14 protein-coding genes are annotated in these 15,676 nt (G+C 37.8%); 10 read left to right on the plus strand and 4 right to left on the minus strand.

Annotated elements, in window-relative coordinates; all coding sequences use genetic code 11:
- Nucleotides 1-79: 79 nt before the first annotated feature.
- Complete coding sequence (locus KTHG_RS18300) at nucleotides 80-730, minus strand: LytTR family DNA-binding domain-containing protein (RefSeq protein ID WP_010307316.1); 651 nt, start codon at nucleotides 728-730, stop codon at nucleotides 80-82.
- Nucleotides 731-1,285: 555 nt separating this feature from the next.
- Here KTHG_RS18300 and KTHG_RS18305 point away from each other — a divergent pair.
- From KTHG_RS18305 to KTHG_RS18325, 5 genes are all read left to right on the plus strand, one after another.
- Nucleotides 1,286-2,071, plus strand: coding sequence for an AraC family transcriptional regulator (locus KTHG_RS18305; RefSeq protein WP_139995786.1), 786 nt, complete (start codon nucleotides 1,286-1,288; stop codon nucleotides 2,069-2,071).
- A gap of 102 nt (nucleotides 2,072-2,173) precedes the next feature.
- On the plus strand, nucleotides 2,174-3,058 hold the full coding sequence (gene yidC / locus KTHG_RS18310) for a membrane protein insertase YidC (protein ID WP_126991407.1): 885 nt from the start codon (nucleotides 2,174-2,176) through the stop codon (nucleotides 3,056-3,058).
- A gap of 64 nt (nucleotides 3,059-3,122) precedes the next feature.
- Nucleotides 3,123-3,368 (plus strand): hypothetical protein, encoded by a 246-nt coding sequence (locus tag KTHG_RS18315; RefSeq protein WP_126991406.1) that lies wholly within the window; start codon nucleotides 3,123-3,125, stop codon nucleotides 3,366-3,368.
- A gap of 27 nt (nucleotides 3,369-3,395) precedes the next feature.
- Nucleotides 3,396-4,154, plus strand: coding sequence for a M15 family metallopeptidase (locus KTHG_RS18320; protein WP_139995788.1), 759 nt, complete (start codon nucleotides 3,396-3,398; stop codon nucleotides 4,152-4,154).
- Nucleotides 4,155-4,222: 68 nt separating this feature from the next.
- A complete protein-coding gene (locus KTHG_RS18325) occupies nucleotides 4,223-4,864 on the plus strand; it encodes a M15 family metallopeptidase (RefSeq protein ID WP_255512503.1) in 642 nt (213 codons plus the stop codon).
- Between the two features lie 42 nt (nucleotides 4,865-4,906).
- Here the strand turns inward: KTHG_RS18325 and cls are convergent, their stop codons facing one another.
- Entirely contained in the window at nucleotides 4,907-6,379 is a 1,473-nt protein-coding gene (cls, locus tag KTHG_RS18330; protein WP_126991403.1) for a cardiolipin synthase, read from the minus strand.
- Nucleotides 6,380-6,564: 185 nt separating this feature from the next.
- Here cls and KTHG_RS18335 point away from each other — a divergent pair, with 185 nt between their 5' ends.
- Nucleotides 6,565-7,956, plus strand: coding sequence for an L-cystine transporter (locus tag KTHG_RS18335; RefSeq protein ID WP_126991402.1), 1,392 nt, complete (start codon nucleotides 6,565-6,567; stop codon nucleotides 7,954-7,956).
- A gap of 133 nt (nucleotides 7,957-8,089) precedes the next feature.
- Here KTHG_RS18335 and KTHG_RS21535 read toward each other — a convergent pair whose 3' ends face one another.
- Entirely contained in the window at nucleotides 8,090-8,227 is a 138-nt protein-coding gene (locus tag KTHG_RS21535) for an Lmo0850 family protein (protein WP_199754697.1), read from the minus strand.
- Between the two features lie 372 nt (nucleotides 8,228-8,599).
- Between KTHG_RS21535 and KTHG_RS18340 the strand changes: the two genes are divergently transcribed.
- Nucleotides 8,600-9,766, plus strand: a complete 1,167-nt coding sequence (locus tag KTHG_RS18340; RefSeq protein ID WP_139995792.1) for an MFS transporter — start codon at nucleotides 8,600-8,602, stop codon at nucleotides 9,764-9,766.
- Between the two features lie 682 nt (nucleotides 9,767-10,448).
- On the opposite strand, the gene KTHG_RS18345 is transcribed toward KTHG_RS18340, so the two are convergent.
- A complete protein-coding gene (locus KTHG_RS18345; protein ID WP_126991400.1) occupies nucleotides 10,449-11,627 on the minus strand; it encodes an FtsW/RodA/SpoVE family cell cycle protein in 1,179 nt (392 codons plus the stop codon).
- 143 nt (nucleotides 11,628-11,770) lie between these two features.
- Between KTHG_RS18345 and KTHG_RS18350 the strand changes: the two genes are divergently transcribed.
- From KTHG_RS18350 to KTHG_RS18360, 3 genes are all read left to right on the plus strand, one after another.
- The gene (locus tag KTHG_RS18350) at nucleotides 11,771-12,532 is read left to right on the plus strand and encodes a hypothetical protein (RefSeq protein WP_370323623.1); all 762 of its coding nucleotides are present in this window, start codon (nucleotides 11,771-11,773) and stop codon (nucleotides 12,530-12,532) included.
- Nucleotides 12,533-12,759: 227 nt separating this feature from the next.
- Nucleotides 12,760-13,824: a D-alanine--D-alanine ligase gene (locus KTHG_RS18355; RefSeq protein WP_139995794.1), complete on the plus strand. Its 1,065-nt coding sequence runs from the start codon at nucleotides 12,760-12,762 to the stop codon at nucleotides 13,822-13,824.
- A gap of 15 nt (nucleotides 13,825-13,839) precedes the next feature.
- Nucleotides 13,840-15,195 carry a UDP-N-acetylmuramoyl-tripeptide--D-alanyl-D-alanine ligase gene (locus KTHG_RS18360; RefSeq protein ID WP_139995795.1) on the plus strand — a complete coding sequence of 452 codons (1,356 nt, stop codon included), beginning with the start codon at nucleotides 13,840-13,842 and terminating at the stop codon, nucleotides 15,193-15,195.
- The last annotated feature ends 481 nt before the right edge of the window (nucleotides 15,196-15,676 follow it).

Here is a 15,676-nt window from a genome sequence, read left to right on the forward strand (position 1 = left end):
ATTGTAGCAAGCTCTATATTATTGTGATATATAAAAAAACGTGCGTTATGCAGAAGCATAACACACGTTAGATAGATTCTTAGAAACCTAATGAACGACGGAAGTAGCTAGCGTAGCGTTGGCTAACAGGAATGCGCGTGCCGTCTTTCATGATTAATAAGAATGTTGAGTGTGAATCTGGTTGAATTTCATCGATGTAGTCAATGTTAACGATGTAAGAACGGTGACAACGAATGAATGTGTCAGGCGATAAGAAAAGTTCTAAGTCGCTTAAGTTTAAGCGGTGGTACCCTTCTTTTTTCATCGTTTTTACAAATGTTTTACGAAGTTGTGTTTCTAAGTAAATCACTTCATTGTGTTTTACTGGGTACCAGCAATCATCGATTTTAATTGTAATGTAGTTTGTTAAGAATGGAGATGGCTTTTGAGGGAAGATAGCTGTGATAGCACCCTTCGTTTCGCCTTCCTCTAACAATGGAATACTCATACCATAGTATGGTACGCCAAAAACATCTGGTTCGATAAATGAGTTAATTTTTTGGCCGTAATCAAGAGCTTTATGTGTTGCTGAGCCTTCAGGGATCTCGTCACCAGGCTTAATCTTTAAGTCGATTTTTTTGCTTGGTTGATAATATAAATACTTTTCTGTATCCGAGATTACAATAGAAGTATTATCCGGGAAAAATTCTTTAATGACCTCTATTAATTCTTCAATTGATTTGGGATCCATCCATTCATACCTCGTTTCTTCCGATATCTTAAATTCATTTCATCCTGTCATAACATTTTACTATAGTTTGTTTCCAAAATTAAGTACTAAAAATAAATTCTCTACAATTAGGGTCAAAAATAATGCTTTTAAGCAGAAAATTTGCCACTTAGAATGATTGTAAACGCTTATGTTTTACGTGTGAAGCAATATGTCTTGAAAATAATAAAAATATCTTCTTAGCGTATTAAATAAAATGAAGCAAAATGCTTTCACATCGTAACAAAAAAATGATATTTTGTCGACTTATGTAGAATGGACTATAACTTTTATTATAAATAATAAAAATTGCATAATTTTTTTCAAAATTGCCTTTTCCTTTACTGCATAATATTGTATAATTTTTATAAAAATCACTCAATTACTTTGTAAATTATTTAAGTATAACGACCTAAACGGCGGATTTGTAAAAAAATTAGGTTGTAGCTATTCGTGCATGAATTGATACTAATGTCATTGATTGATTGTTTTGGGTTATTACAAAATGCATATTTATCAGAAAGATGGGGATTCTATATGTTACAACATCAATATTCTATCTCAGAAGCAATCTCAAAGCGTTATTTCCAAGAAATAGAGACAATGAACCGCTATGATGGTATTGAAAAGTTTTATGAAATTGAAGCACAGCTTATAAGAGAAATTTATCAATTAGAAACAGAAGCTGCAAAAGAATCATTACGTGCGCTAATTGATTTATTATCAGAACGTTCTGGAAAGCATTTTTTCCGAGCTGTTCGTCATTATTTTATCGTGCTGTCATCCGTTGTTACACGCAAATTAATCGACAATCAAGCACCACTGAAAAAAGCGTTTGCTTTTAATTCAGCATGTGTACAAATGGTCGATGAACGCATGAATGATGCAGAATTTTTACAATTCGCAGATGATTTAGTGGAGTTCTATATTTATGTGATTTCAGAACGTAAACAGCCTTCTTACAAGCATCAAACGGTGAATCGCGTCATTATGTTTATCGATGATGAGGTCGAAACCGATTTATCAGTAGAAGATATTGCGCTGCATTTCTCAATTAGTACAAGTCATTTATCACGTATTTTTAAAGAACATGTGGGGATTACATTAGTTGAATACTTAAATGTACGTCGTGTTGAGGAATCTCAATATTACTTACGTCATACAGCGAAGAGCATTTCAAATATCTCAGAGCAATTCCATTTCTGTAACCAAAGTTACTATACGAGAATATTTAAAAAATACGTTGGTTTGACGCCAAAACATTTCCGCGATCAGCCAGATCATGAATATTTCCGATTCCAATTGCCAGAACGTTTAGTGTAATTTACAAATATTCGAAAAATCGTTCTTCTTTAATTTGATATGTAATAGAGAAATACGGTATACTTCACTATAGTTTAAAATAATGATGTAGGTGAAAAAATAGTGAAGAAGAAAATAGGCTTACTTTCAATGCTAGGCCTTGCACCGTTCATTTTAGCTGGATGTGAGTCGGTTAAAAATGGTGAAGGCTTTTTCTATAGCACATTTGTAAAACCTATGGAATTCCTGCTAGATTTCTTTGGTAATACATTATTCGATGGTGGCTATGGTGGCGCAATTATTATCATCACAGTATTAATTCGTTTAATCTTAATGCCGTTCATGCTGAAAACGTATAAAAACCAACAAGGCATGAAAATGAAAATGGATAAGCTTCGTCCAGAAATGGAAGAAATCCAAAAGAAATTAAAAGCAGCGTCTTCTAAGGAAGAACAAATGGCGCTACAACAAGAGATGATGGGACTTTATAAAAAATATGATGTCAATCCGCTAAATATGGGTTGTCTTCCTATGATTATTCAAATGCCAATCATCATGGGCTTGTACTATGCAATTCTGTATTCAGAAGAAGTACATGCACATAAATTCTTATGGTTCGAGCTTGGTGAGCCAGATATTATCATGACATTAATTGCCGGTGCGATTTACTACTGGCAATCAAGAGTTTCGATGGCAAATATGCCAACGCAACAACAAGCACAAATGAAAATCATGATGTATATCTCACCAATCATGATCATGGTGATTTCATTCTCAAGTATGGGTGCACTACCACTTTATTGGTCAGTGTCTGGTTTATTATTAGTCGGTCAAACATATCTTGGTCGTATTTTATATCCACCACTAGACGAACATGGTAATCCAATCAAAAAAGAGAAAAAATCAAAAGGTGCCGCAGAAGCAGTTGTTGCTGAACAGCCACAAGAAAAGCGTAAATTAACGCCTGCAGAACGCGCAGCGAAAGCACAAAACAAAAAGAAAAAATAATGTATAATTAAGTCAGAGTGTCTAGATGCTCTGACTTATTTTTTTGAGGAGGTGGAGGGAGCTCGTGAATATTCAACGTATTACAGGTATTGTGACGGCGATAGCGAGTGTATTAGCTGTCTGGTTTTTATTTAAACAGCAATATGCCATTGCAGTTGTTTTAATATCGTTCACGTTCACATTAACCAATGCATTACGTGCAAAAGATATGAAAGCAAAAGGATATGTGAAAGAGTCAAAAGTGATGCGCACAATATCTATTTTCTTTGGTATTTTAACCGTCGCAGCAATCGTGTCTCTATTCATTTAATATAGTTTAAAGTCAGGGGAGAGCAATATGAAAAAATCATTTATTCGATTCCCAATGATTACATTAGCGGCAAGTGCAATGCTTCTTGCAGCTTGTGGAAATGATGCGGAAGAGAAAAAAACGACAGAATCAGAACAAACAACAACTGAAAAAACGACTGAGGATAACACAGCGACGGAAAAGCCAGTAGAAGAAAAGCCTGCAAAAGAGGAAGTTGAACGTGATGCAGGTGGCTATATTATTGACCAAGAGCCCGCAACAGAGGTGAAAAAGGTGGATGGTGTAGTTATTGCGAATAAACGATTCCCAATGCCAGGTGACTATGCACCAGGTGAAAGTGCGGATGCACGTGCGGCGTTTAATGAATTAAACAAAGCGGCACAACAAGCAGGCTATACATTTAATGCATTTAGCACGTATCGTTCATACGACCGCCAAACAGAGCTTTACAATAACTATGTCGCAAAAGATGGCCAAGAAGCTGCAGACCGCTACAGTGCACGTCCAGGCTTCTCGGAGCATCAAACGGGATTAGCATTTGATATTGGTGAAACAAGTAACCCAAATGACTATGCATCGAATCGTTTTGGTAAAACAGAAGCCGGAAAATGGCTTGCTGAACATGCACATGAGTATGGTTTTATTATGCGCTACCCTGATGGAAAAGAAGAAATAACAGGTTATATGTATGAATCATGGCATTTCCGCTATGTTGGAAAAGACATTGCCACTGAAATTTATAATAATGATTCAACACTTGAAGAATACTTAGGCGTTGAAGGGTAAATGGAAAAAGCTGTCGCATGAGGACAGCTTTTTTCATAGTGGGGTATAGAGAAATGGGAGGCGAAACAATGAAGAATTGGGTAAAAGCAGTAGGCTGTACAGCGCTTATAATCGGACTACTAGGGACTACGATGACGGATACAGTTGTGGCGAAAAGTGATTATATTGCTGGACAAAAGCTACCGAAAAAGCCAACAATAATCGATGGCATTATTTTAGTGAATAAGGAAACACCACTGCCATCAAGCTATGCGCCGGGCGAAAGTGACAAAGCACGTGCCGCCTATACACGCTGGAATAAGGCGGCGAAAAAGGCGGGATATCGCTTCGAGGCGTTTAGCACATATCGCTCATATGCACGTCAAAAAACGTTGTATAACAACTATGTCGCGAAAGATGGACGTAAGGCAGCAGATCGCTATAGCGCACGTCCAGGCTTTTCAGAGCATCAAACGGGTCTAGCCTTTGATATTGGCGAAATGAAGCGCCCATCTGAATATGCGTCGACACGCTTTGGTGAACGCGCAGCAGGCAAGTGGGCCGCGAAGACCGCGCACCGTTATGGCTTTATTATGCGTTATCCAAAGGGGAAAGAAAAAGTAACCGGTTATATGTATGAGCCATGGCATTTCCGCTATGTTGGTAAAACCGCAGCGACTAAAATATATAAAGAAAAACTGACATTAGAAGCGTATTTAAAAGAAAAATAATAAATAAAAGAAGGCATTGCGTCAACGCGCGATGCCTTCTTTTTATAAAATCGGTGAAAGGAGTCGTGAAATCGATTCTTTCATTTTAATGACACGCGAACGTTCCTCATAAATTTTAGGCGTTAGTTCATGCGAATACAGCATATCACGCTCAAACAATTCAGCGAGTTGATGCGAGACATTACGATCATAAATAAATGCATTGACCTCAAAGTTTAATTTGAAGCTACGCGAATCAATATTTGCTGTACCGACAGTAGAAGCCTCATCATCGATAACAATCATTTTCGCATGCAAGAAGCCGTTATCATAAATATAGATTCGAGCGCCTGCTTGGATAAGTTCGCCTACATAGGAATAGGTCGCCCAGTACACAAACATATGGTCAGGCTTGTTTGGAATCATAATACGCACATCGATGCCTGAAAGACAGGCGATACGTACGGCATCCATAAAGCTATCATCTGGAATGAAATACGGCGTTTGGATATAGATATACTTTTTCGCCATATTAATGAGCTTTAAATAACCGTTTTTAATTTGCTCCCAGTCGGAATCAGGTCCACTTGAGACAATCTGTAATCCGACCTCACCCTTACGTGAAATAATCGGGAAGAAATGGTCCTCATATTGCAGGTCGTTTCGGTCAGATGCTTGATTCCAATCGAGTAAAAAGCGTGTTTGTAGCGGATGCACCGAGCTTCCCTCAAGTCGTAAATGCGTATCACGCCAGTAGCCAAATTTCTTATCTAACCCTAAATATTCGTCTCCAATATTAAAGCCACCAATATAGCCAATGCGCCCATCAATAATGACAAGCTTTCGGTGATTACGATAATTCATTCGTGGATTGATAAGTGGCAAAATGGACGGGAAAAATACTTCAACCTCACCACCAGCATTTAATAATTGCTTGAAGTGGCGCTTATGTACGCCGCGCGAACCCATTTCATCATAAAGTAAACGCACCTTCACACCGCGCTTCGCCTGTTTAACAAGTGCATCTAAAATGCGATTGCCGAGATGGTCTAAGCGAAAAATATAGTACTGGATATGAATATTCGTTTTTGCGGCTAAAATATCTTGAATCAGCGTTTCGAATTTTTCATGCCCATCATCGAAAATATCGACTTTATTATCTTGCGTAAGCACGGCGTGATTATTAATTAAATGCATATAAATTAAATCACGAAATGGTTCAGAATCATTTAGACGATATTCAAAGGTATTGTTTTTAATGGCCTCGATTTGATAATCAACGAGTGAGTCGATACCAATCTTTTTACGACCTTCCCAGCGGAATAAGTGCTTCTGACGTAATCGTCGCCCAAATAAAAGATAAATAATAAAGCCGCCAACAGGGAAGAAGAACAATACGAGTATCCACGCCCAAGTAGATGTAGGCTCACGTCGTTCTAGGAAAATAATCGTTGCGGCAAAAATAAAGTTAATAAATAAAGTTACACCTATAATTGAGAACGGAATATAAGTGAAATCAAGTAATTGACTGAGCAACGGGAACCCCTCCTTTATAAAAAATAACCACTTTCTAGTATATCGTATTCATGAAATAGCACACAGTGAAAAAAATAATCGCGCCCGATAAAACCTACTTGACTTATAGGTTTTATGATATTAATATAAGCATTGTCATTATTAAGTGTTACGAAAATAATTAAGTCATATGGAGGAATAAACACATGGATACAGTATGGATTATTGTGAACATGGTCGTGATGTTTGTTTTATTAATGCTTTTATTTAAAATGAACAAAAAGCACGTATCATTTTCTAAACGTGTATTCGCCGGTTTAGGTTTAGGGATTCTATTTGGATTAGCTCTACACTTTATTTACGGCGTTGATTCAACAATTACAGCCACTACTACGGACTGGTTCGGTATTATCGGCTCAGGTTACGTTAAATTATTACAAATGGTTGCGATGCCACTTGTCTTCATCTCAATCGTTGCTGCTTTTACAAAAGTAGTAGCAGGGAAAAGCTTTGGTAAATATGCCGCAATTATCTTAGCCGTACTTGTAGGGACAACAGCAGTTGCCGCTTCAGTAGGGATTGCCTCAGCATTATCATTTAACTTAGATGGCTCATCATTAGTTAGTGGGGATGCAGAGCAAGCACGTGGTCAAGAAATCACAGCGAAATCAGAAGAAATGGGCGATAAATCATTACCTCAACAAATCTTAGAATTCATTCCAGCGAATCCATTCTTAGATTTAACAGGCGCTCGTCCATCATCAACTATTGCGGTCGTTATTTTCGCCGTATTTGTCGGCTTTGCTTACTTAGGTCTTGTACGTAAAGACGAAGAGCATGCCACATATATTAAAAAAGCAGTCGATACGATTTACGCATTAGTAATGCGTATCGTTACATTAGTTTTACGTTTAACACCATTCGGTATTTTAGCAATTATGACAAATACCGTCGCAACATCTGACTTTAACGCCATTTACAATATGGGTAAATTCGTCATTGCATCGTATGTCGCATTAATCACGATGTTCATTATTCACCTTATTATCATTTCCCTAACAGGTATGAGCCCAATCACATATGTGAAAAAAGTAGCACCAACGTTACTATTCGCGTTCACATCTCGTTCAAGTGCGGGTACATTACCAATGAACATTGAAACACAACGTAAGCGTTTAGGTGTTCCAGAAGGGATTGCAAACTTTGCCGGTTCATTCGGTGTATCAATTGGTCAAAATGGTTGTGCCGGTGTGTACCCAGCAATGCTTGCGATTATGATTGCACCAAGTGTGGGCATCAACCCATTTGAATGGCAATTTATTTTAATGCTAATCGCCGTTGTCGCAATTAGCTCATTCGGCGTAGCAGGTGTTGGTGGGGGTGCGACATTCGCAGCCATCATTGTCTTATCTGCGATGGACTTACCAGTTGCATTAGCCGGTATTTTAATCTCTGTTGAACCATTAATCGATATGGGACGTACAGCGCTTAACGTTAGTGACTCAATGGTTGCGGGTGTAACGACTGCACGTGCAACAGGGGAATTGGACCGAGACACATACAACTCAAAAGATCCTCAAGATTTAGCTGAAATTTAAATATGAAAAAGAGGCTTGGACATTGCGTCTAAGCCTCTTTTTTTGTATTAAAAAACGCCCATCGATTGGACGTCATCAAGTCGATATGTATGCAGAAAAAAACTCCGACATGGTCGAAGCAAATTCAAGTAATCTAGTTTTGAGTTTGCGGAGTTGATTTCGGTGGGGCAAGTGTTTTAAGCAATTCTAAGCGGGATTTTGTTTTTGATGCTTTAACGCCTAACTTAGACAAATTTGAAATAATTTTTGTAATGTCAACTTCTTTTGTCATCATGAGCCACCTCAATTTCGTTTGTTTTATAATAAGACGCTGAGTTCAAATAAGAAGTTTCAGCATTTCATTTGACAAAGTTGTTAATATATTTATAATAACATGATTTTCTCAATGAGAGTTTTTCAAAATTGTTACATTCGTAAATTTTTTTAAATAGAATGAAGAATTGTAAATTTTGTGTAAACCCTTATTTATCAACGCCTATTATTAATTTACTGTATTATTTATTCCCGAAAAAAAAGCTAAAACACCTATTTTTTTAAAAAAATAAATGAGAATATAATGTAATTGCCATTTCGTATTCACTAGCAGTACACTAATTTGTAAGCATTTTCATTTTTGAGGGGGCTAATGGAAGGAGGAGAAACGATGAAAAAGGCAGTTATGTTATTAGTATCTGTACAATTTTTCGTATATTTTGGCTTTGGCTTAATTATTCCAATTTTGCCGGAAGTTATTGTAAATCAAGGATTTCATGATATGCATGTCGGTGGCCTACTAACGATTTATGCGCTAGCAAGTTTTTTCACAGCACCACTGTGGGGCCGGTTATCCGACCGTATTGGGCGTAAAAAATTAATTTTAGTGGGGCTTGTCGGCTTTAGTGTGAGCTTTTTAATGATTGCATTATTTATCGATTCATTACCGATGCTTTACGCATCACGCGTCATCGGCGGTTTATTCTCAGGCGCTCTTTACACAGCGGTTACAGGCTTTATTGGTGATATTTCAACTGATGATAACCGTAATATGTATATGGGCTTTATGGGAATGTCGATTGGGCTAGGCTTTATTTTTGGACCAGCAATTGGCGGGTTGCTTGGTCAAATCAGTCTAACACTACCATTTTTCGTGTCAGCCATCTTAATTTTCTTGCTATTATTCTATGCAGCGACAGTATTAAAAGAGCCAGAAACACGAAAACTAGGTTCGGCGAAGGAAATTATTCCACAAGGTACATCAAAGCTCTTTAGCTATCGTGTGCGCTATTTATTTATTTTCTCATTCATTGTGACATTTTTACTTTCAGGTGTGGAATCGACGTTACAGCTATTCCAAATCGATCAAATTAATATTACGTCTGCGCAACTAGGCTCGTTATTTTTATTTAGCGGCTTTGTTGACTTTTTTATTCAAGGAATGGTCGTGCGCAAAGTGAAGGATGGTCAAGAAGTAAAATGGCTAGCAGGTGCACAAGTGCTGACAGCTATTGGTCTGTTAATGCTACCATTTACAACGAATTTAATTTATGCTGGTGTGGCACTATGCGTTTTCACAGCAGGGAATGCACTTGCGCGTACATTAAATACGTCACTCGCATCAAAGGAATCTGGCGGTATGTACGGAACGGCAGCGGGCTTAAGTTATTCAATGGATAATCTAGGCCGAATTATCGGCCCGTTATTTTTCACATGGCTATTAACATGGCAGGGCGGCAATACGTATTATGTGTCGGCTGTGCTTGCAATCATTAGTATAACCATACTTGTGTTATTTACACGCAGTTCAAAATCATTACGTCAGAAAAAAGCGTAGCACAAAAAGAAGAGTCGCCAATTTTTGGTGGCTCTTTTAAATTGCGTATTTTCCCAAGTGGCGCGTTTTGGATACAACATATTTTTGAATATGTGTCATACTCGGGTGAATGTCACTAGGTTTTTATTAAACATATGCTGAGGCTCTTTATTTTCACAAATAACTACAAAAGCTCGCCGGATAGTTACGATGATTTAGTAAAGTGGATGACAGAAACGGGGCGTTTTGTTACCCGTTTTTCACGATTTTGGGTTCGTTTTGACGCTCCGAGGGGTGTTTTTTGTCGCTGTTATGTAAGCACCCACATGCGGTGTGTCGCATTTTATAAAAAATAAACTAAATGATAGCTGTATGCATTTTGCGTCAACTTTTGTGTAAAAACAGCCCAAAATTCCATGAAATAGGCTCTTTTTGAGACTCTACGGGGCTAAATCAGCAAAGTGCATAGACCAGAAATCGTAAATATCTGCGCATTTTTTAGTAAATAAAAATTTACGTTGACAGCATTTACAGCATAGTTAATAAAACTTCTTTTTTTCATGCGCCAATAGCCGTCTATTGGCGCTTATTATGAAATATGTCGTAGCCAAAACACGCTTCTTGAGTGAATGAGCGATTTCAATGAAATGTATACAAAACAAAAGACGCAGCACCTTTTCATTCAAAAGTGTTGCGTCTTTATTTAATCGTCTCGACCAAACATGTATGTGTGATGGTGGAACTTCATACTAAATACAAGTCCAAGCGCAAAGGCATTACCCATCATCGAACTACCACCATAACTAATGAATGGTAGTGGGATACCAGTGATTGGTAAAACTTGCGTTGTCATACCGATATTTTCTAATACGTGGAACGTAATCATCGCAATAATCCCCGCACATACATATGTACAGAATGGATCTTTCATTTGCAATGTTAATTTTGTTAAGTGATAGATCAGGAAGAAGAATAGTACGATGACAGCACTAGCGCCAATAAAGCCCCATTCTTCGCCGATGATACTAAAGATAAAGTCGGTATGGTTTTCCGGTACATACACTTCATGCCCTTTATAGCCTTTACCGAAAATTTGACCAGAGCCAATCGCATTAAGCGATTTCACTAAGTGATAGCCATCACTTGATGAATACGAGTATGGGTCTAACCAAGAGTAAATACGTGCGAATTGATAGGTTTTAACACCAAGTGTCGCATTTAAAAATTCTTGCTTGTAAAGCGCCATCCATAGTAGGGTACCACCAATACCAGCTGCGCCAATAGCAACCGGTAAGATAATACGCCAAGCAACACCAGCGACGATAACCATCGCAGCTGTAATGGCTAAGAATACTAAACTTGTACCAAGGTCAGGCTGTTGCATAATAAATGCTAATGGCACAAGTAATGTTAAAAAGATTTTCCCTAATAAAATAAAGTCGGTTTTAATCGTTTTGACGGAAGTGTTTTCATTATGCTTAGAAACAACACGTGCGAGTGCGAGAATATAAAATGTTTTCATAAACTCGGACGGCTGGATGTCGGCAAAGCCTAAGTGGAACCAACTCTTAGCGCCGTTACGTGGTTCAACAAGTGCCATTGAGTCGGGTAGTATAACTAATACTGCTAGTATAAAAATACCGATGCCATACAAATACCAGGCCATTTTTTTGTATTGCTCTGGTTCAAAGTACATCATCGCAGCGATGATACCGCCCGCTACTACATACCAGAATAATTGACGTGGTACGAAGTTCGTTGCGTATTGACCAGACATTTGCGCAGATGAAATTGCGGCGATACTAACAATACAAAAAAGTGCCAAAATGAAGATTAACGTCCAATCCAAACGATCGAAGAAATTTTTTCGATTGTTATTCATATTTGCCACCTAAATATTAATTATTTCACTTAATTATTATAGCGTATTTCATTGTAACACGCTCGTGCATAAAGTTGTGACGAAATCGAATCACAAATGTTTCAAATTCATGCAATTCAATCTATAATAAGAAGAGGAATGGGGTGATCGACTTGGCAAAGAAAATGCGAGCTGCGGATGATTTTTTGCATCATTTATATGTGCATGTTAATGAGCTGAACCAATTTGTGGTATTGAGCGGTTTAAAATTTCACGAATTTGCTTCTTCAGTCGGTTCGCTTCAAAATATTTTACTGTTGAAAAATGAGTTCGAAGATGGCTCGTTTAACATGCACACGCGCTTAGGGTTTGTGGACGAAAAAAGCATGCCTTACTTTGCAAAGAAAATTTCAGATTCAAAGCAAGATTTATGTTGGATTGATTTTTCAGATGAGAAAAAGTTGAATTTATTAACACCGCAGGAACAGGCGGAGCTTCTTTATATCGGGCATAAAAAGGAGCCGTTACGTTCACCTTTTTATCATCAGCTACAAAATAAATACGTCTACTTAGAAAATAAAGAGGATAAGTATACAAAAGTTTATTTTCGAAATTTAGCAGACAATGACCGTCTTGTCGTCAATGTTTTCAACAATGTCATCCAACTCAAAGAGCGTCAAACGAGCTTTTGGCGTCGACGCGTGGCGACCGTTATGCCACATTTTACAATTGATGTATGTGATACATTCCGCGATCATATGAAGGACGGCGCGCTTTTTTCAATGTATCGTATTGAAAAGCCGAAAGTAGCCTATGTGCTTGAGGTGCGTAATGTGGCGGATATTAATTTTGTCGATGAGATTTGGGACGATTTAAATTCATTGTTAAAGCAAAAGCCAGATGGGGTACTAGAAGTACATAAGTAGTCCGTAAAATGTATTTTAGTTGTTGGATAGGTGGATAGGATTCCTTTCGTGTGACGAATGGAATCTTTTTTTTAGATTTTTTTATGAAAATGCGTGAGAGAGTGCTATTATAAGTAATGATATTTTTCTCGCATCAAGTTAGAGAAACTTTGTCCGATAGAAATCGTCCCATTCAATTCAGGGACATTCGTTCGTAGACCAATTAAAATTTGGAGGAACTCATTATTATGAATAAAAAATTAGGCTTATTATACGGTGGTAAATCAGCAGAGCATGATGTGTCATTATCAACAGCAAAGGCTGCAACACAAGCATTAAACTTTGATAAATACGATATTTTCCCAGTATTCATCACACGTGGTGGTGAATGGCGTGTAGGTGAACAATTAACAGCACCTGCCGAATCAATTGAACAATTAGCGTTTACTCGTGATGTAGATTCAGAAAATGACGTAACAGAATTTTTAACTTCTTTAAAAGAACGTAAATTCGACGTTATCTTCCCATTACTTCATGGTACAAACGGTGAAGATGGTACCGTACAAGGTTTCTTAGAAGTATTAAATTTACCATACGTAGGTAATGGTGTATTAGCTTCTTCAGCTGGTATGGATAAAGTTTCAATGAAACAATTATTCGAAATCGCTGGCTTGCCTCAAGTTCCTTACACATATTTCATTCGTAATGATTGGTATAAACAACAAGATGCATTAATCGCTGAAATGGAAGGAAAATTAACATATCCAATGTTCGTTAAACCAGCAAACTTAGGTTCAAGCGTTGGTGTATCAAAAGCAGATGACCGCGAAAAATTAATCGAAGCGGTTGAATTAGCACTTAAATATGACCGTAAAATTGTTGTCGAAACAGGTGTTGTAGCTCGTGAAGTAGAAATGGCGGTTCTTGGTAATGATGAACCAGAAACATCTGTACCTGGTGAAATTAAACCAAAAACAGCATTTTACGACTACGATTCAAAATACAATGACAACAGCACGGATTTATTAATTCCTGCACCTGTAACCGCTGATGTAGAAGCACAACTTTCTGATATGGCGAAACGCGCATTCAAAATTTTAGATGGTTCTGGCTTAGTGCGTGCAGATTTCTTCGTAACAGCAGAAAACGAAATCTTCATCAACGAAGTTAATACATTACCTGGTTTCACACCAGTAAGTATGTATCCAATTCTTTGGAAAAACACTGGTCTTCCATACAACGAATTAATCGAAAAATTAATCAACCTTGGCATCGAACGCCACGCTGAAAAACAACAACTTCAATATCAATAAGAGGAGTCCTCAAACATGAAAAAAACGATTAATGAAATCGCAGCATGGCTTGGCATCGCTCAAACATTTGAGGAAGCCGTTGTAACCGGTGTATCCATTAATACACGTACGCTAGAGCCAGGTGATTTATTCATTCCATTCCGTGGTGAAAACGTGAATGGTCATAAATATGTAGCGCAAGCTTTTGAACAAGGTGCAGCAGCTGCATTTTGGCAAAAGGATGAGCCAAACCCACCGCAAGATGTACCACTTCTTTTCGTTGAAGATTCAGAGGAAGCCCTTCAACAAATGGCACGCGCGTATCGCAGTGAGCACAACGCGACATTTATCGCGGTAACGGGTTCAAATGGTAAAACATCAACAAAAGATTTAATTGCGGGCACATTAGCGCCTTACTATAAAGTACAAAAAACAGAAGGTAACTATAATAACCAATTAGGCTTACCACTGACATTACTTGGCTTAGATGAGGATACGCAATTTGCGGTACTTGAAATGGGGATGGATGGATTCCACCAAATCGAGTTACTAACAAAATTAGCGGAGCCACATTATGCAGTCATCACAAATATTGGTGAGGCACATATGGAAGCGCTCGGTTCTCGTGAGGGTATCGCAAAAGCGAAATTTGAAATCGTACAAGGTCTACAAGCAGACGGCAAATTCTTCTATGATGGTGACGAGCCATTATTACGTCCACTTGTCGCAGCAGAGAATATCGATGCGATTTCATTTGGCTTAGCCGACACCGATGATTTATATGCGGCAAATATTACAGAGGATGAAAAGGGTAGTCACTTTGATGTGCATGGTTTATTAGAGGACAACTTCTTTATTTCTGTACTAGGTCGTCACCAAGTGAAAAATACGTTGATTGCGATTTTAATTGCACAAGATATTGGTTTAACGAATGACCAAATTCGTGAAGCATTAAAAGGCGTCGAGCTGACAAATATGCGCATGCAACTTGTTGAAGGCAAAAAAGATATTTTATTCATTAACGATGCCTATAATGCGGCACCGACTTCTGTACGTGCCGCGCTTAACTTCGTTGAGCATGCGACAATGCGCAGCGACAAATGGGTCGTGCTAGGCGATATGCTAGAGCTTGGTACATTAGAGCGTGAATATCATGAAAACATTGCCGACGATTTAAACTTAGACGCGATTCAGCATGTGTGTCTATATGGACCACGCATGGAGGCGCTTTATAATAAGATTAAAGACCAAGCAGATGTGTTATGGAGTGCAGAAGATTATGCACCGATTATTGAACATATTGCACAGCATGCATCAGCGGATTCTTTAGTATTATTAAAAGGATCTCGTGGCATGGCGCTTGAAAACATTTTACAAGCATTTGTGAAATAGTATGAAAAAGGAATGATGCATGAGCATCATTCCTTTTTTGATGGCGATTTTAGCGAAAAACAATAAATTTTTGATATGAGATAAGACATGAAGAAAAAGACTATTTTCAAGAATTGTCTTTTTTAATAGGCTAAAAAACACACTTTTCTTCTCGGTTAATACTGCTAGTTTTTAGTAGTATTTGAAAAGGTAAAAATCGATGAAAGGCGCGTCCTATCGCACTTTACTTTTAGTAGTTAAAAGAATACCCACTGTATTTCATAGGTGGGCATTGTTTTCTTTAAAGTAGCATAAAATGATAGCGCTTTTATGGACAAAGATTAATTTTCAGAAAATTTCAATCGGTTGTTATTCGTTGCATAGTGACAAACCGCATGTTAGAATATTTAAAGCAATGGATACATTTTGTATGAGACTCTCCGGTCATTTGATATGGGGAGTACTTTTTTTTGAACATTAACGGTCAATGATGTTGAGGTTT

This window comes from Kurthia sp. Dielmo, assembly GCF_000307285.2.
Lineage (GTDB): Bacteria > Bacillota > Bacilli > Bacillales_A > Planococcaceae > Kurthia > Kurthia populi.